This window comes from Nocardia australiensis, from assembly GCF_020733705.1.
Lineage (GTDB): Bacteria > Actinomycetota > Actinomycetes > Mycobacteriales > Mycobacteriaceae > Nocardia > Nocardia australiensis.
Map to the genome: position 1 here is coordinate 862,718 of NZ_JAJFZM010000002.1, position 17,481 is coordinate 880,198.

Annotated in this window: 17 protein-coding genes and 1 pseudogene; 9 read left to right on the forward strand and 9 right to left on the reverse strand. The window is 66.3% G+C overall.

From position 1 onward, the window contains the following. Positions 1-18: 18 nt before the first annotated feature. Positions 19-993, reverse strand: a complete 975-nt coding sequence (locus LKE06_RS18855) for an aldo/keto reductase (protein WP_228000546.1) — start codon at positions 991-993, stop codon at positions 19-21. 237 nt (positions 994-1,230) lie between these two features. Between LKE06_RS18855 and LKE06_RS18860 the strand changes: the two genes are divergently transcribed. The 4 genes from LKE06_RS18860 (at position 1,231) to LKE06_RS18875 (ending at position 4,449) form a co-directional block, all read left to right on the forward strand. Beyond that, the gene (locus LKE06_RS18860) at positions 1,231-2,172 is read left to right on the forward strand and encodes an undecaprenyl-diphosphate phosphatase (protein WP_228000678.1); all 942 of its coding nucleotides are present in this window, start codon (positions 1,231-1,233) and stop codon (positions 2,170-2,172) included. Between the two features lie 16 nt (positions 2,173-2,188). Next, complete coding sequence (locus LKE06_RS18865; protein WP_228000547.1) at positions 2,189-2,983, forward strand: histidine phosphatase family protein; 795 nt, start codon at positions 2,189-2,191, stop codon at positions 2,981-2,983. A gap of 71 nt (positions 2,984-3,054) precedes the next feature. Then, positions 3,055-3,639, forward strand: a complete 585-nt coding sequence (locus LKE06_RS18870; RefSeq protein ID WP_228000548.1) for a DUF3090 domain-containing protein — start codon at positions 3,055-3,057, stop codon at positions 3,637-3,639. Positions 3,640-3,642: 3 nt separating this feature from the next. Continuing rightward, positions 3,643-4,449: an SCO1664 family protein gene (locus LKE06_RS18875; RefSeq protein WP_228000549.1), complete on the forward strand. Its 807-nt coding sequence runs from the start codon at positions 3,643-3,645 to the stop codon at positions 4,447-4,449. Here the strand turns inward: LKE06_RS18875 and LKE06_RS18880 are convergent, their stop codons facing one another. Continuing rightward, a complete protein-coding gene (locus tag LKE06_RS18880) occupies positions 4,450-5,316 on the reverse strand; it encodes an LLM class flavin-dependent oxidoreductase (protein ID WP_228000550.1) in 867 nt (288 codons plus the stop codon). It lies immediately after the preceding gene. A 264-nt stretch (positions 5,317-5,580) separates the two neighbouring features. Between LKE06_RS18880 and mshC the strand changes: the two genes are divergently transcribed. Continuing rightward, entirely contained in the window at positions 5,581-6,819 is a 1,239-nt protein-coding gene (gene mshC, locus LKE06_RS18885; protein ID WP_228000551.1) for a cysteine--1-D-myo-inosityl 2-amino-2-deoxy-alpha-D-glucopyranoside ligase, read from the forward strand. 240 nt (positions 6,820-7,059) lie between these two features. Here the strand turns inward: mshC and LKE06_RS18890 are convergent, their stop codons facing one another. Further along, positions 7,060-7,899 (reverse strand): dienelactone hydrolase family protein, encoded by an 840-nt coding sequence (locus LKE06_RS18890; protein ID WP_228000552.1) that lies wholly within the window; start codon positions 7,897-7,899, stop codon positions 7,060-7,062. A 73-nt stretch (positions 7,900-7,972) separates the two neighbouring features. Between LKE06_RS18890 and LKE06_RS18895 the strand changes: the two genes are divergently transcribed. Continuing rightward, the gene (locus LKE06_RS18895; protein WP_228000553.1) at positions 7,973-8,962 is read left to right on the forward strand and encodes a GlxA family transcriptional regulator; all 990 of its coding nucleotides are present in this window, start codon (positions 7,973-7,975) and stop codon (positions 8,960-8,962) included. A gap of 154 nt (positions 8,963-9,116) precedes the next feature. Here the strand turns inward: LKE06_RS18895 and LKE06_RS18900 are convergent, their stop codons facing one another. The 3 genes from LKE06_RS18900 to LKE06_RS18910 form a co-directional block, all read right to left on the reverse strand. Continuing rightward, on the reverse strand, positions 9,117-9,230 hold the full coding sequence (locus LKE06_RS18900; protein ID WP_228000554.1) for a DUF4158 domain-containing protein: 114 nt from the start codon (positions 9,228-9,230) through the stop codon (positions 9,117-9,119). Between the two features lie 144 nt (positions 9,231-9,374). After that, complete coding sequence (locus tag LKE06_RS18905; RefSeq protein WP_228000679.1) at positions 9,375-10,520, reverse strand: methyltransferase; 1,146 nt, start codon at positions 10,518-10,520, stop codon at positions 9,375-9,377. A 291-nt stretch (positions 10,521-10,811) separates the two neighbouring features. Next, positions 10,812-11,696 (reverse strand): LysR family transcriptional regulator, encoded by an 885-nt coding sequence (locus tag LKE06_RS18910; protein WP_228000555.1) that lies wholly within the window; start codon positions 11,694-11,696, stop codon positions 10,812-10,814. A gap of 70 nt (positions 11,697-11,766) precedes the next feature. Between LKE06_RS18910 and LKE06_RS18915 the strand changes: the two genes are divergently transcribed. After that, positions 11,767-12,723, forward strand: coding sequence for a dihydrodipicolinate synthase family protein (locus LKE06_RS18915; RefSeq protein ID WP_228000556.1), 957 nt, complete (start codon positions 11,767-11,769; stop codon positions 12,721-12,723). Here the strand turns inward: LKE06_RS18915 and LKE06_RS18920 are convergent. Both LKE06_RS18920 and LKE06_RS18925 read right to left on the reverse strand, forming a co-directional pair. Further along, a pseudogene (locus LKE06_RS18920) lies at positions 12,680-13,330 on the reverse strand (enoyl-CoA hydratase-related protein); the annotation flags it as partial. The gene LKE06_RS18915 and the pseudogene LKE06_RS18920 overlap by 44 nt on opposite strands. A gap of 2 nt (positions 13,331-13,332) precedes the next feature. Further along, positions 13,333-13,812 (reverse strand): TetR/AcrR family transcriptional regulator, encoded by a 480-nt coding sequence (locus LKE06_RS18925; RefSeq protein WP_228000557.1) that lies wholly within the window; start codon positions 13,810-13,812, stop codon positions 13,333-13,335. A 141-nt stretch (positions 13,813-13,953) separates the two neighbouring features. Between LKE06_RS18925 and LKE06_RS18930 the strand changes: the two genes are divergently transcribed. Beyond that, entirely contained in the window at positions 13,954-14,499 is a 546-nt protein-coding gene (locus LKE06_RS18930) for a TetR/AcrR family transcriptional regulator (protein WP_228000558.1), read from the forward strand. 9 nt (positions 14,500-14,508) lie between these two features. On the opposite strand, the gene LKE06_RS18935 is transcribed toward LKE06_RS18930, so the two are convergent. Next, positions 14,509-16,368, reverse strand: a complete 1,860-nt coding sequence (locus LKE06_RS18935; protein WP_228000559.1) for a Na+/H+ antiporter — start codon at positions 16,366-16,368, stop codon at positions 14,509-14,511. 137 nt (positions 16,369-16,505) lie between these two features. Between LKE06_RS18935 and LKE06_RS18940 the strand changes: the two genes are divergently transcribed. After that, a complete protein-coding gene (locus tag LKE06_RS18940) occupies positions 16,506-17,393 on the forward strand; it encodes an alpha/beta fold hydrolase (protein ID WP_228000560.1) in 888 nt (295 codons plus the stop codon). The last annotated feature ends 88 nt before the right edge of the window (positions 17,394-17,481 follow it).

Genomic DNA, 17,481 nt, shown 5'->3' on the forward strand with positions numbered 1-17,481 from the left:
AGGCAAGGCTAACTTGCGTCACTGTGTGCGTGCACTGACGTCGTCGAGAGCGGCGGCGATCGCCCGTGGCAGCTCGAGGGTCTCGGCGGCGATGACACCGGTCAACTGGCCGATATCGCGGGCACCGACGATCATGCTGGCGACGCCGGGCCGATCCCGGATCCAGGCCAGTGCCACGGCCAGCGGCGAAGTGGCCAGCCCGTCGGCGGCGGTGACCAGCGCCTCGACCACCCGGGTCGCGCGTTCATCGAGGCGCTGGCGGATCTCCGCGGCGGTGGCCTCGTCGGCGCCTCGCGAATCGGCGGGAACACCGTTACGGTATTTGCCGGTGAGGATGCCCCCGGCCAGCGGCGCCGAGGCGATCAGCCCGACACCGTGATGATCGGCGGCGGGCAGCAGGGCGCTCTCGCTGTCACGCGCCAACAGCGAGTACGGCGCTTGGGCGACACTGATCGGCGCGATGGCGGCGAGGCTGGCCAGCTGCCAGGACGCGAAACCGCGCACACCCGCATAACGCACCCGTCCCGACCGCACCACGTAATCGAGGGTGGCGGCCACCTCATCGAGCGGGGTCCGCGGATCCCAGGCCGCGACATTCCAGATATCGAGGTAATCGGTGCCGAGTTCGAGCAACGTCCGATCGAGCTGACGCAGCAGCGTGCGCCGCGAGGCATCGATCGTAGGGGGAGCGGGCTCCCGCGCGGGCACCGACGGATCCACCGACGTGGCCACCGTCCCCGGGACGACACCAGCACAACCACTGAGCACGAGATCATCGCGGGAAACCAGATCGCCGAGCAGCTCGGCCAGAATCCGTTGCGCCGCACCGCCACCGTAGGTGGGGGAGGTGTCCACCAGGGTGCCGCCCGCCTCCGCGAACGCCACCAACTGCACAGCGGCCTCGTCGGTATCGGTGTGCGAACCCCAGGTATGAGTCGCCAAACCTATTCGGGACACCCGTAGCCCGCTGTGGCCGACCGTCCGCTGTTCCATCACCGAGTCCGCGCTTTCGTCACGGCGCCAAGCGTAAAGGGCGTGACGCGACAAAGTCCGCCGACAGCCCGCGCGGAGGCGAAGCAGCCGCCTCGAGCGCGCGTTGCCGCGACACTGTACTGTCGCTGCGTGATTGCGGCGGTGACCATCTCGAGGTGACCGGCCGCGAACCAATTACTCAGTCCGAATGGATATTTCGGATGAGAACTATGAGGAGGGTACGTGGTCGGCGAGTCCATGACCTGGCTACAGGCGCTGGTACTCGGTCTGGTGCAGGGTCTCACAGAATTCCTGCCGGTCTCCTCCTCGGCGCATCTGCGCATCGTGTCGGGAATCTTCTTCGGCGACGACGCGGGCGCGTCGTTCACCGCGGTCACCCAGCTGGGCACCGAAGCGGCCGTCCTGGTGTACTTCGCCAAGGACATCTGGCGGATCGTGCGCGCCTGGTGCACCACGCTGCTGTTGCGCGTGCGCGAACGCTCCAGGCAGGGTGTCCCGATCGAGGACCAGGTCACGATGAAACTTCCCGTCGTGACCGGCCGCCATGCCGCGGCCGCAACCAGCGTGCTCGAAGACGACGCGCAACGCGAACTGGACTACCGCATCGGCTGGTATGTGATCATCGCGACCATCCCGATCGGCGTGCTCGGCCTCGTGTTCAAGGATCAGATCCGCACCGGCGCCCGCAATCTGTGGCTGATTTCGTTCATGTTGATCGTGTTCGCGCTGGTCATCGCCGCAGGCGAATACTACGGGCGCAAAATACGCCCGATCGAACAGCTGACCACCCGTGACGGACTGGTCATGGGTTTCGCCCAATGCCTTGCCCTGATCCCGGGCGTGTCACGCTCCGGCGCGACCGCGACGGCGGGCCTTTTCCTCGGTTTGGAGCGGGAAGCGGCGGTGCGGTTCTCATTTCTGCTCGCGATTCCGGCGGTGACCGCTTCGGGCCTGTTCAGCCTGCCCGATGCATTCGAACCCGCGGGCGAGGGTCTCAACGCCAGCGGCCCGCAGCTGCTGGTCGCGACCATCGTGGCCTTCGTAGTCGGCTATGCGTCGGTCGCGTGGCTGCTGAAGTTCGTGGCGAAGCATTCATTGAACTGGTTCGTCGGCTATCGCATCGTGCTCGGCCTGACCGTGATGGGTCTGCTGGCGGGCGGGGTGGTGTCGGCGACATGATCGTTAGGCTGGCCCCATGACGGTGATCCTGCTACGGCACGGTGTGTCCACCTCGAACACCGCCCACACCCTCGCCGGTCGCAGCGCCGGTGTCGAGCTGACCGACCGTGGCACCGAACAAGCCGAGGCCGTCGCCGAGCGACTCGCCGAACTCCGGATCGAGCACATCGTGGGTTCGCCACTGTTGCGCTGCCAGCGAACGGTGGCACCGCTGGCACGCAAACTCGGGCTGGAACCGGAGTACGACGACCGGCTCATCGAGGTCGATTACGGCGACTGGACCGGCAAAGCTCTCGCCGACCTGTTGACCGAACCGCTGTGGAAGGTGGTGCAGCGGCACGCGTCAGGCGCGGTGTTCCCCGGCGGGGAGGGGCTAGCGCAGGTGCAGGCGCGAGCGGTCTCCGCGATCCGTGAACACGACCGGGTATTCACCCAACAGCACGGCCGCGACGCGCTGTGGGTGGCGTGCACACACGGTGACGTCATCAAATCCGTACTCGCTGACGCGTTGGGCATCCACCTCGACGGCTTCCAGCGCATCGTCGTGGAACCGGCGTCGATCAGCGTTGTCCGCTACACACCGACCGCACCGTATGTGTGGCGGCTCAACGACACCGGCACTGATCTGTCCGCGCTCACACCACCCGATCCGCCTCGCGCCGAAGCAGATTCCCGCACCGACGCGTCCGCCGACTCCGGCGACTCGGCGGACGCCGAACCGGTAGACACCTCCGGACCGGTACCCGGCGGGGAGGTCGGTGGTAGCGCGAACGCGGATAATGGGAATGCGGAGCGCAGAGATTCCTTGTAAACGAGTAGTCGGCGTGGTGGATGTCCGGGCGCCGTGGGTAGTCGATCAGGGTCACGTATCAGGAGGTGCATGTGTCACGAGCAATCCATGTATTCCGCACCCCCGATCGTTTCGTCGCCGGGACAGTCGGTGAGCCGGGCGATCGTTCATTCTATCTGCAGGCCGTGCAGGAACCGAGAGTCGTGAGTGTGCTGCTCGAGAAGCAGCAGGTGAAGGTGCTCGCCGACCGCATGGGATTGCTGCTGGACGAGGTCGCGCGCCGGTTCGGCGCCGAGGTCCCTCCGCAGGCCGACGATGTGAGTGACGTCGACCCGCTGGTGACCCCGATCGATACGGAGTTCCGGGTCGGCACCATGGGTTTGGGCTGGGACGCCGACGCGAATGCCGTGGTGGTGGAGTTGCTGGCGATCACCGAAACCGAGGTCGACGAATCGGTGGTCCTCGACGACACCGAGGAGGGCCCGGACGCGGTGCGGGTGTTTCTTACACCGATCCAGGCGCGCGAGTTCGCGCTGCGATCGACGCGAGTGATCGCCGCCGGACGCCCGCCATGCCCGCTGTGTGGTGAGCCGCTCTCGTCGCGCGGGCATATGTGTGTGCGCACCAACGGCTACAAGCGCGGGGATATCTTCGGCACCGCCGAGCTCGAGGAGTAGCCGGTGGCAGTGGCCCCATGGCATCACGCCGAGTTGACGGTGATCGGACGGGTGAGTGTCGCGAGCAATGTCACCCTGGTCTGTGACGCGGCGGGTATCACGGGCCCGGACGGTTCGCCGTTGCGTGTGGTGTACAAGCCGGTGCGCGGCGAGCTGCCGTTATGGGACTTCCCTGACGGCACCCTCGCCGGTCGTGAAGTGGCGTCGTATCTGATTTCGGAAGCGCTCGGGTGGGGTGTCATCCCGGAAACGATCTTGCGCGACGGCCCCTATGGTCCCGGCATGGTGCAGCGCTGGGTGGACGCGGTCGACAATCACACCGAGGCGGGCAATCGGCTCGATTTGGTGGATCTGGTCCCGCCGGATGCGGTTCCGGATGGTTTCTGCGAGGTGTTGCGCGCGCAGGATCCGGCGGGCAACGAGGTGTCGCTGGTGCACGCCGACGATCCGCGCCTGCAGCGCATGGCAGTACTGGATGTGCTGCTCAACAATGCCGACCGCAAAGGCGGGCACGCTATCGAGGGCGTCGACGGCCAGGTGTACGGCGTAGACCACGGCATCTGCCTGCATAGCGAGCACAAACTGCGCACGGTGTTGTGGGGTTGGGCGGGCCGCGCAATCGAGCCGGATCTGATCGAGGATGTCACCGTGTTCGCGAAGGCGCTGCCCGACCGGCTCGCCGACACGCTGGCCGCACACCTCACCGACACCGAGATCGAAGCGCTCGCGCGGCGCACCCAGGATCTGCTCGACAATCCGGTGATGCCGACACCACGCACGGCCCGCCCGATTCCCTGGCCCGCCTTCTGATCAGTACAGCAGCGGGCGTACCTGTTGCCCGGCGAAAGCGATGAAGCCGACCGGGTCGGGGTCGTCGTCGGTCGGTTCGAGCACGACGGTGTCCGCGCCCGCCTGAACGTAGTTGTGGATGGCCTCCGCGATCGCCTCCGGTGAACCCGCTACGCCGGCACCCTGCTGGAAACCGTGCTCCGCCGCTTTGGCCGCCACGCGTCGCGCGCCATCGGGTCCGGTCGCCGTGGACAAGTACACGATGACCCGATGTGGTTCGGTGCGACCGGCCTTCGCGCGTCCTTCGTCGATGAGTTCCACTGCGGCGCGTACGCCGTCGGGTGCGGTGCGCGAGGTCAGTATGGTGCCGTCGGCGAGTTCACCTGACAGCCGCAGTGTGCGCGGCCCGGTGGCGGCGGCGAGGATCGGTGTGGGTGTGGCGGGCAGCGTATCCAATGCCACCGTGTCCAGGCGCACGTAGCGGCCCGTAGTGGTGACGGTGTCTCCGCTGAGCAATCCGCGTAGCGCGCCGAGGTGTTCGCGCAGCAGCGTCATCGGTGAGGCGACGTCGCCACCGATCTGCGCCATCCAGCCCCGCACACCATGCCCGAAGCCCGGCTGGAAACGTCCGGGATGTATTCGCGCCAGGGTGGCCACTTCCATGGCGGTGAGTGCGACCGAGCGCAGCGGCACAGGCATCACACCGATACCGACTCGCACACGCTGTGTGCGTGCCAGCACGGTCGCGGCGGTCGCGATGCCACCACCCCAGAAACAGTCCTCCCACAGCCATAGTTCGTCGAGGCCGCTGTCTTCGGCCGCATCACTTACCGCGGCGAGATCCTCCGGAGGGATCAGCGGGAGCGCGACGGCGCCGAGGACAGTCATCGTGTCACGCTATCGCCGAGCACCGGCAACTGTCGCCGACCAGTGCCGCCGAGAGCCCTCGACGGTGGACACGAGGGGCGGAAATGTCGGGTTCGCCCTCGTCGCAAACCGGGCCGTCCTGGTATCGAACCAGCGAAACGCTCAGCATCGACCTCCGTTGAGCACCGGGTTTTCGCAGGTCGTTGTCGGGCTCGGAGTTGTGTGTGGTGTCCAATCGCACGGGGCGAAGACCGATCATATCGGGCGCACCTTTACCCTCGAATCATGCAGTCCTGGTCCGATATCGCCCTTCCCACTATCCCCGGAGCAGGGCCACCGTTGCGGTTGTTCGACACCGCCGACCGACAGGTCCGGCCGGTCACGCCCGGCCCGACGGCCACCATGTACGTCTGCGGGATCACCCCCTATGACGCCACCCATCTCGGACACGCCGCCACCTACCTGACCTTCGATCTGGTCAATCGGCTGTGGCGCGACGCGGGCCACGATGTGCACTACGTGCAGAACGTGACCGACGTCGACGACCCGCTGTTCGAGCGCGCCGAACGCGACGGCCTGGATTGGCGCGATCTGGGCACCCGCGAAATCGAGTTGTTCCGCGAGGACATGTCGGCGCTGCGGATCGTGCCGCCGCGCGAATATGTGGGCGCCATCGAGTCCGTCGACGAGGTCGTCGAGTTCGTGCAGAAGCTACTGGCCTCAGGTGCCGCCTACACCGTCGAGGACGCCGAGTTCCCCGATATCTACTTCCGCGCCGACGCCACCGAAACCTTCGGCTATGAGTCCGGCTACGACCGCGCCACCATGGAGCGGCTGTTCGCCGAACGAGGCGGCGACCCGGACCGTCCCGGCAAGCGCGATTCGATCGACGCCCTGTTGTGGCGGGCGGCCCGCCCCGGCGAGCCGTCGTGGCCCGCCCCGTTCGGCGCCGGCCGTCCCGGCTGGCATATCGAGTGTTCGGCGATCGCACTGAACCGTGTCGGCCCCGAATTCGACATACAGGGCGGCGGCAGCGACCTGATCTACCCGCATCACGAGTACTCCGCCGCGCACGCCGAGGCGTTGATCGCGGGCCGCCGCTTCGCCCGCCACTACGTCCACGCCGGGCTCATCGGCCTCGATGGTGCGAAAATGTCCAAGTCCAAGGGCAATCTGGTGCTGGTCTCACAGTTGCGCCGCGCAGGCACCGACCCGGCCGCGATCCGGCTCGGTTTGCTGGCCGGGCACTACCGCAGCGACCGTATGTGGACCGACACCGTCCTCGACGACGCGATCGGACGGCTGCGGTTGTGGCGTCGCGCCACCGAACTGGAATCCGCTCCCGCGGCCGAGGACACCATCGCACGGCTGCGCCAGCACCTCGCCGACGACCTCGACACCCCGAAAGCTCTTGCCGCGATAGATAATTGGGTGCGGCAGGCACTCGACTACGGTGGCGCGGACAGGTCGGCCCCGAGCTCGGTCGCGGCGGCGGTCGACGCGCTGCTCGGTGTGCGCCTGTAGGCACATCACCCGTGGTGGACCCCGGGCCCGGCTCCGCGACCCGGAGGTGCGCAGCATTCATCCCATCCTGGAGTGCAACACTGACCTTCATCGGCTTCCTGGCGATGTTGTCGGTCGCGGAGATCGCTGCCGCGTTGCGGCGCGACCCCGCCCGCAAGACACCCGAGCAGCGCCTGGTCGGCGCTCGACAGCTACTGGCTGCGCAAGCCCGCGTTATGCGCGTCTGGACGATGACAACGTTCATGTCCGGTCTTCCCGGCCGGTCAAGCTGTCGACGAGGAAGGCGATGATTTCGTCGCGAGCCCGAGTGGTGGGCTCCCCGTCGGAGTCGATGAGGTGCGCGGTGACCACACTGTGCGGCGAGGCGACAATCTGCTCGAAGAACGGCGGCGGCTCAGGGTTGGCGGCGGCTGACGGGAGCACGCTGGGAACGAAGCGTGGCCCCAAGGACGCACTGTAGGAGGCGAAACGCGCTGCGGTACAAAATCGGTCGCCCTCGAACCTGTACGCACGGACGGTCAGGTCCTCCCGGTCGAGACGCTTCCGCACCGCGTCCAGTTCCTCCTGTGAGATCTCGAGGCCGGCCGGATCGTCGAGCGGCAGCGACGGCTGACAAAGCACCGGCGCCAGCACTGCGGGTTCGAGCATCATGGTGAGCGCGAAATTTCCGGTGAAGCACATCCCCAAGGCACCCACGCCCGGACCGCCGCATTCTCGATGGGCGAGCGCGGCGAGCGCGCGCAGCCAATCGGCGATCGGGCTGGAGACGCCGGCACCGAATGCTCGGAACTCGGCGCTCACACAGGCACGTTTGAACACCGAGACGCCTTCCTCGGATTGCGGGTAGGCGCCATCACGGCCGAAGAGCGACGGAAGATAGACCGTGAGCCCAGCGTCACGAACCCAACGGGCGAATCGAACCACATCGGGACTGATCCCGGGCATTTCCGCCATCACGATCACCGCCGGCCCTGCGCCGCAGGTGTATACGGTGCGGGTGACGCCGTCGAGGGTGATCGACCGGTGGTTGAAGTCATCGAGCCGGTCATCACGAGCATCGTTCGAAGATGTTTGCTGCACAGTCGAAACCATGCCGGACGGCCTGCATGACCACCATTGGCGGGAATGCCACTAATCGGTCTAGTCTTGCCATGTGATTGCTCACCTGGCGTTAGACGGAGTACTCGAGGGTGCGCTCGGAATGGGGATCGACATCGTCGACACGGCCGCCGAGGTCGCAGCCGACACTCGCGCGCAGGACGACCACCGTCTGCGTCAACGTGTCATTTCCGTCAACGGCGCAGCAGTCCGATCAGGAAGCGGACGATCGATCACGGTCGGTGACCCATTGTCTCCCAAAGACTTCGGCCCCGGAGACGTACTAGTGATCCCCGGCCCCTCCGCTGCCACCGAAACTCGTGTCGACAAACTCCTGTCCCGCCCCGACGCCCTACATGCCATCGACGTAATACAGCAGGTCGCTGACGCGGGCGCTACGGTGGCCGCCTCATGCTCTGCCACATTCATTCTGGCGGCATCCGGATTGTTGTCAGGACAGTCAGCCACTACCACCTGGTGGCTGGCACCACTGTTCGCCCGCCGATTCCCCGATATCGATGTTCTCGCCGACCGAATGATCGTCGACTGCGGGAGCGTACTCACCGCTGGCGCGGCATTCGCCCACGCCGATCTGATGCTGACCCTCGTCGCCCGCCTCGAGGGTGCCGACCTCGCCAACCGGGTTGCCCGCTTTCTTGTGCTCGATGCGCGAATGTCGCAGTCGCGGTACATGGTGCTAGAGCACCTCCGCGCTAGCGATCCAGCCCTGCGGGCCGTCGAGCGATATGTCGGCGCAAACCTCGCGCGCCAGCTCAGTCTGAGCGAATTAGCCAGTGCAGCAGCGATTTCCACGCGCACATTAGCGCGGCGCACGCAGGAGTCCCTCGGCATGTCGCCCACGGAGTACGTACACCGGCTACGCATCAGTCATGCAGCGACACTGCTTGCCACAACTCGGAAACCGGTCGATGCTGTCGCCGCGACCGTCGGTTACGCCGATCCGGCCGCCTTTCGACGCATCTACCGCAGGCACACCGGCGAAGCACCCAGCTCGACCCGAACACGTGCACAGACTACGAAATAGATCTCGGCATGCAAGTGACCCAGTGTTCCGGTCCTGAGATCCGGTTGCAGTAGCGGTCGATGATCTTTAACCGCGCGAGTGGTGGTCGACTTGCCGCGCGTCGGGAACCGCTGCCCGTCCGACGACGATAGCGTGCCGGTGCCGAAAGCCGCTGTCAGCGGCAATCTTTGGGGGTGAGCGTGAAATGTCGGAACAACTTCTCGCGGCTGGCATCCGGAAATTCCCGCAGACGCTGCAACTCCTCGTCCGCGAACACCTGCGTCGCCACGAAACCTGACCTCCAGCACGCCGACCAACCTCATCAGCAGAAGCCGAGCACCAACCGAGCCCGTCCGCAGCCCGAACCTGCAATACGCGATCACCGCTGGTCAAGACAACTTCGTAGTTTTTCGCGCGATTACTACCGGGACCCCTATTCGTGCGGGGCGTTTGGCCTGATCTCGCGGCAGGGACGCCCACCGGCCAGACGCCACAACGAGGTGACCTCCGCCGCGCGTGCGGCGTGCAGAGGATCAGCAGTGTCACGCGTACGCGGATGACGCGCCCTGGTGTCGATCCGGTCCACGACACGCAGCCCGGCGGTTTCGATGAGGCCGGCAACCTCGGCGCTAGCGCGCAATCCGAGCCGTTCGGCCAAGTCCGACAGAATGAGCCAGCCCTCCCCACCCGATACCAAGTGTGCGGACAGACCGTGCAGGAATCCGCGCAACATGACGCTGCCCGGGTCGTAGACGCCCTGTTCGAGAGCGGCGCTCGGACGCGCAGGCAACCAAGGCGGGTTGCACACGATGATATCGGCGACACCGGGCGGGTACAGATCCGGACCGGTCACCTCGACTCGATCGCCGAGGTCGAGCCGGTCGATATTGTCGCGCGCACACACCAGTGCGCGCGGGTTGATGTCGGTGGCCACGACCCGCTCGATACCACGCCGGGCGAGCACGGCGGCGAGCACGCCGGTCCCGGTGCCGAGGTCGAAGGCCGTGCGCGCCCGCACCGGCAGCGGCGCCCGCGCGACCAGATCGACGTATTCACCACGCACCGGCGAGAACACCCCGTAATGCGGGTGAATCCGCGCCCCCAGCGCGGCCACCTCGACCCCGTTGGCGCGCCACTGCTGCGCACCGATGGCACCGAGCAGTTCCGTGAACGCGATCATCATCGATTCTCGTGGCGGCCCATAGGTTTCGGTGCACGCCTGCCGCACATCCGGTGCCCTGCGCAACGCGATCGAATAGTCCGCGCCCAACTCGATGACCAGCCTGCCGAGCACCCGCGCGCGGTGACTACGGAATCGGCGATAGTGGTGGAACGATTCGGCGGGCGCGCCGCCCGGCCGCGGCGCGGTGCGGTCGATGCGCCGACGCAACGCCTGAATCATCTGGCGGGCCTGATGAAAGTCGCCACGCCACAACAGTCCCGTGCCCTCGCAGACCAGACGATAGGCGGTATCGGCGCGCATACGTTCATCGGCGACGACCACACGCCGGGGTATCGGTGCGGCGCTCTCGGAGTGCCAGCGAACGCCATGGGGAAGGTCGTGTTCGGTCCAGTGCATGGTGGGCACGGTGTGCTCCTCGTGATCGAACGTGCATGGGCGCGGAGAGCACTTCGACGAGAAGCGAAAGGCCGGTATCAGACCCCGGATCGGGGACAGGGAGGATACGGACTCAGTCCTCGCACGTCGAAGTGCGAGCCGAGGAGTCGCCGAGGACCATGCCCAGTGTCATGAGACGTCCTTTCAGCGGAAATACCCGATAACCCTCGCACACGCCCCGGCTACGGCGGCGCACCGGGTTCGACGCACGTGCGGCCACTCGAGGTTGCCGGGTCCCGCGCGGTTCCCGGTTCAGTGCCCGAGCGCGTCGTCGAGGGCGGCCGTGAACGCCGCGATCGCGGGATGACGGTCCGCGCCCGCGCGAAACGCGATCCGCGTGTGACGAGCGATCGGCAACTTGGTGAGCACCACGTTCGCCGGCGGATCCACCGCACCCAGTTCCGGTACCAGCGCGACGCCGTGCCCGGCGGCGACGAAGGCGAGCACCGTGGCGAACTCATCGATGCGGTGGCGGATGTGCGGGAGAAACCCCGCGGCCTGGCAGGCGCGGATGGTCATAGTGTGACATCGGGTGCCCGCGGTGGCCACGATCCACGGCTCCGCACGCCAGGCGTCCAGCCCGGCACCGGGGGATTGCGCGTGGTCAATTGTCGAAGCCAGGAACATCGCCTCGCGGTAGAGCGGCTCGGTGCGTACCCCCGCCTCGGCGGGGAAAGGCACCAGGTCGTAGTCGTGGACCAGCGCCACATCCAATTCACCCGCGCGCAGCGCGTCGGCCACCAGTGCGGGATCCAGCTCCGCCACCCGGGGTTCCAACCCGGGATGTTCGGTGACGAGCGCGCTGAGCGCGGCGGGAATGAAAGCCTGTGTCGCGGAGGGAAACGCACCGATTCGCAACGGTCCGGTGAGTCCGGCCTCGGTGTTCACGAGGTCGGCCTGTGCTTGTTCCAGTCGCGCCAGCACCGCCTCGGCATGCCCGACGAGGGTGTGGCCCGCGGCAGTGAGGGTGACCCGGCGGCCGGTGCGCTGCAACAGCTCGACTCCTGCTTCGCGCTCCAGCGCGCTGAGCTGCTGTGATACCGCGGAAGGGGTGAAGGCCATGGCCTGCGCGACAGCGGCGATGGTGCCGCGCAGGGCCAGTTCACGCAGCAGCCGCAGTCGACGAACATCAAGCATCAGCTGAGCTTACGCTCGGCACCACAAATGCGAACTAGACCTACGCCTGGTAGCGGTTCAAGCTGGGTATATGGTGCATCGCGAACCTCTGAAAGGGATCTTCGTCCCACTCGTCACCCCATTCACTGCCGACGGCGATATCGCCATCGACGCACTCGAATCCCTGGCCAACCAAGTGCTCGACGAGGGCGCGACCGGACTGGTCGCGCTCGGCACCACCGGCGAGCCCGCCGCACTCGACAGCGACGAGAAACGCGCGGTCCTCGATGTCTGCGCCGCGGTCTGCCGCGCGCGCGACGCGACGTTGATCGTCGGCGCGGGTGACAACAACACCCGGACCACCGCCGCCGCACTGCACGCGCTGGGGTCACGCCCGGAGGTAGCGGCCGCACTGGTTCCGGTGCCCTACTACACACGCCCCTCCGAAGCAGGCGTTCTCGCCCACTTCACCGAACTGGCCGCGACCAGCCCCGTCCCATTGATCATCTACCACATCCCGTACCGCACCGCCCGATCCCTCAGCGCGCACACCCTGCGCCACATCGGTCTGCTCCCCGCGGTTGTCGCGGTGAAATACGCGATCGGCGGCATCGACGCCGACACCATCGATCTGCTGGGCGACCTCCCACCGGAATTCACCGTGCTCGCCGGTGATGACCAGTTCTTCTCACCACTGCTGGCCCTCGGCGCGACCGGCGGCATCCTCGCCACCGCCCAACTGACCACCGCCCCCTTCGTCGCCACGGCCGCGGCCTGGGCCGCCGCGAACAACACCGTCGCCCGCGATCTGGGCGCCGGGCTGGCACGGGTGGCGGCTGCGGCGTTCCGCGAACCCAACCCCACGGTGATCAAGGCGGTCCTGCACGCCCAGGGACGCATCCCCGCACCCGATGTCCGGCTGCCGCTGCTGCCCGCCGCACCGGAGGTGGTCGAGCAGACGATGAAGCTGCTCGCGGAGCTGCCCCAGGCGCACTCAGCGCATCCGCAGTCAACACGGCAACCGCCGCACCGAACATGGTGTTCTTGATCGCGCCGAGCGTCCCGGGATCCTTGCCACCCAGCCCGCCGAGCAGTTCCAGCGCCGCATCGGTCACCGCACCCTCGGGCGCGGTCGCGTCGACCAGATCGAGCGCCTGCGCGTCTACACCGCCGAAACGACGACCCGTGGTCATCGAGGCGACCGCGGCCTTCGGTGTCAGCTTGGACTGGATCAGCGCGGCCATGCCCGGGGTGAACGGGATGCGGATATCGACCTCGGGGAAACAGAAGTAGCCACGGTCGGCGCGCATAACGCGATAGTCGTGCGCGATGGCCAGCATCGCGCCCGCCCCGAACGCGTGCCCCGGCAACGCGGCCGCGGTCGGCATCGGCAGGGTGAGTACGCGGGCGAACAGTGCCTGCACCTGTCCGACATACCACTGGGCACGTTCACCATTGGCGGCCAGCCAGTCCAAGTCCAGGCCGTTGGAGTAGAACCTCCCGCTCGCGGTGGTCAGCAAGCCGTGGGCACCCTCGGCGAGCGCGGCGTCGAGGTGGGCGTGCACGGCGTCGAGGAAGGTGGGGGAGAAGCGGTTTTCGTCGTCTCCGAGGTCGAGGACGGCGATCTTGTCGTGGTAGCCGAGAGTGGGTGTCATGGTTATCCTTTCGGGCGTGGACCCACGTCCAGAACCGCACACACCGCGGCCCGGAGATGTTCGCGGGCAAGAGGATCGGCGATCCTGTTGCGACGCAACAGGATCGCCGTGGGCAGATCGACCAGGCAGATGGTGATCACATCGACCGCGCGAGCATCGCCTCGGCCCCATAACGCCCGCGCCAGCCCGACCATCAACTCCACCAGAACCCGGTCGGTGCGCGCCAATTCGGCCGCGACCGCATCGGGTAGTTCGTCGCCGAGCAGTTCATCGCGGGAAATGACATGCAACAACTTCGCGGACGCGGGAAACCGTTCGGCGAAGGCGGCCGGGGTCTGGGCCGCGGCCACGATCGCCGCCTTCGGCCCCGATTCCGTCAGTGTTGTCGCGGCCAGGTGGGCGTCCACGAGTTCGGACTGCATGGCGAGATAGCGATGCGCCGCCCGCAACCAGGTCCGCCCCAGTCGATTTCGCTCTCGCACTCCATGTTTCACCCAGTCACGGATATATTTCTCGGTTCGCGATCCGCACCACGCAGATTTCGCAACGCTCCAACCAGACACCAATACGATGCGGTACTGTTCGGTCCTCGCCCCCGCCCGAACGAACAGAACGGCGCACCGATGTCACGAGTGGTCACCAAGGAGCAGTACTTCGACACCGCTCTGGCGACGCTCGCCGAACTCGGCTTCAAGGGCCTCAACATCGGCCTGCTATGCCGCCGCCTCGGCGTCACCAGCGGCTCGTTCTACCACCATTTCGGCAGCTGGCAAAGCTTCGTCGACGCACTACTCGAACACTGGGAAAACCGCCAGGTACGCATCCTGCGCACCCTGAACTTCAACCAAGGCAACCCCGACGACGACATTCGCGCCATGTCCGACCTCGCCGCAGGGCTACACCACGCCGCCGAAGCCGCCATCCGTGCCTGGGCCGCCAACGACGAATCGGTGAGCCTCGCCATCAAACGAGTCGACGAATCCCGCCGCCGCACCGTGCACAAGTCGATCAAAGGCGTTGTCGGCGACGACAATACCGCCGCCGTCGTCACCTCCCTCGGCATGGCCATGCTGATCGGCTACCAGCAGATCGCCCCCAACGAGGACGTGCCACTCGAGCGCCTGCTCACCGAATACGCCCGACTGATCTACTCACACGCCCGCCACTGACGGACCCGCTCACCCCAACAACTCATCGACATAGCACCACCGCCACGCCTCGCCCGGCTCCACACTGCGCATCACCGGATGCTGAGTGCCCTCATAATGCTTCGTCGCATGATTACCGACCGACGACTCACAGCAGGCAACATGCCCGCACACCAAGCACATCCGCAGATGCACCCAGCTCAACCCCTCCGCCAAACACTCCTTGCATTCATCGGGCTCAGACGGCTCCAACACCAGCGGCGCATCCCGCAAATGCACACAACCCTCGGCACCCGAAGCCAACTCCAACGGCTCGACAGTCTCTTCCTCGGTCTCGTCGAACCGATCGATCATCGACTCTTCCAAATCCAGCCGATCCAGCACATGCTGCAAGATCACATAATCCGAACCACCCGAATCCCTTACCCGCAGCACCGATTCCCGTTCAGCGCGCAACATCTCCAGCCGTAACCGCCGATACTCCGCCGTCGGCGTCACCAACTCCGACTCGGCGCGCCCCAACCGCTCCCACGCCGCATTCGTCTGCCACGCGACCCGACCACGCAACGACTCGATCACCGCAACCGGCGTATCCGGTGTAATCCACCTATCCAACTCCGCCAAACCCGCCGACGACGCCTGCTGCAGCAGATTCGCCTTCTGCAACGCATCCTCCGCACGGCTGGGCCCACGCAAATGCAGCCGACGCACCAACCACGGCAACGAGGACCCCTGCAACAGCAGCGTGCCCGCGACCACGATCAACGCCAACAGCTTCAACACCGGCAACTGCGGGGTGTCCTCGGGCAACAACAACACCGCCGCCAACGTCACCACCCCGCGCATCCCCGCCCACGACACCACCGCCAGATGACTCAGCGGCTCCTCCGCACCGGACCGCTTCATCCGGTGAGACAGCAGCGACCACGGGAAAATCCACAACGGCCGCGCCAGCAACACCGCCAGCAACACCGCGAACGCCGCGACAACCAGCGTCGTGTGATCGAGCCCGCTACTCCACGCACCCTCGATGATCGCGCGCATCTGCAACCCGATGATCAGGAACACCGCACTCTCCAGAATGAACTGGATCGTGCGCCAATTGGTGCGTTCCGCGATCCGCGACGCCGCACTCTGCCACGCCGGCGCACCATGCCCCAGGATCATCCCGCACGTGACCACCGCGATAACCCCCGAAGCGCCAAGCTCTTCCGCAGGTAGATACGCGACAAACGGCGCAAGGAACGACAGCGACGTATCCAGCACCGGATCGGTGATCCTGCGACGTAACATCGCCAGCACATACGCGACCACGATCCCGACCACCGCGCCACCACCGGCAGCGAGCAGGAAATCACCACCCGCCCGCCACACCGACACCGCCCCCGCCGACGCCGCGATCGCGGTACGCACCGCCACCAGCGCCGTCGCGTCATTGAACATCGACTCGTCCTCGAGGATGGTGACCAGCCGCCTCGGCATCCCGATCCGCCGCGCCACCGCCGTCGCCGCCACCGCATCCGGCGGCGCCACCACCGCCCCGAGAGCCACCGCCACCACAAACGGCACCGGCAACAGCCACCACACCACCGTCGCCACCACGAACGTGCTGAACAGCACCAAACCCACCGACAACGACATAATGGTGCCGGCATTGGCGCGGAAATCCACCAACGACGTCCGAATCGCCGCCGTATACAACAACGGAGGCAGCAACCCGAGCAGAATGATCTCCGGATCCGGATGAACCTCCGGCACATGAGGAATGTACGACGCCGCCACACCCGCCACCGTCAGCACCAGCGGTTCCGAAACCCCGAACCGCCGCGCCAACGCCGCCAGCGACACCGCCGCAGCGACAAGAACAACCAGGCCGATCGCGACATGCACTATGGCATTCTCGCAGAGCAAACGACCAGCGTGAACCGACCGTGCAGTACATGACACGAACTCTGTCGCCGGTTCGACGGAATCGCTGTGCCGGTCCGATCCGCGCGCAATGCTTGTCGATACACAAGGAGGTAGATATGGAGGAGTTTGCCCTGTGGCGGGCGAGCGGGCGAAGATACACCCATCGCGGCCACCAGATCTTCTGGCGCGACGGCGGCGCAGGCGCCGACGGCACACTACTGTGCATGCACGGATTCCCCACCGCATCCTGGGACTGGCACGCGGTATGGCCCGGACTATGCGAACGGTTCAGCCGCGTGATCGCACCCGACATGATCGGCTTCGGCTGGTCGGCTAAACCGCGAAATTACGACTACCGCATCACCGACCAAGCCGACATCCACGAAAACCTACTGCGCGAACAAGGCGTCGAACGCGTTCACATCCTCGCCCACGACTACGGCGACACCGTCGCCCAAGAACTACTGGCCCGCGACACCCAGCGCCGAGCCGACGGCGACGATTCCCTGATCATCGAATCGGTGTGCCTGCTCAACGGCGGCCTATTCCCCGAAGCCCACCGGCCACGGCTGGTACAACGGCTACTGGCCAGTCCACTAGGACCGGCAGTCGGGATCTTCGGCGGCGAAGGCACCTTCGCGCGCAACCTCGCGGCCGTCTTCGGCCCCGACACCAAACCCACCGAAGAACAGCTGCGCCAATTCTGGATCCTATGGTGCAGCAAGCACGGAAAACGCAACGGCCACAAACTCATCCGCTACATGAGCGAACGTAAATCCCACCGCGAACGCTGGGTCGGCGCACTTCAGCAGACCTCGGTGCCGCTGCGACTGATCAACGGCCGACTCGACCCGGTCTCCGGCGCTCACATGGCCGCCCGCTACCGCGAACTCATCGCCGAACCCGACGTCGTCGAGCTACCCGACGTCGGCCACTATCCGCAACTCGAAGCGCCCGAGGAAACCCTCGCCGCCATCCTCGATTTCCACGGCACACGGGTGTAGCAACGCCGCCATCCCGCCGTCATGGGCCCACACACATGATGGCGGGATGAGCGCGCCCAGCCAATAGCGTTGCCGCCGAACACAAACC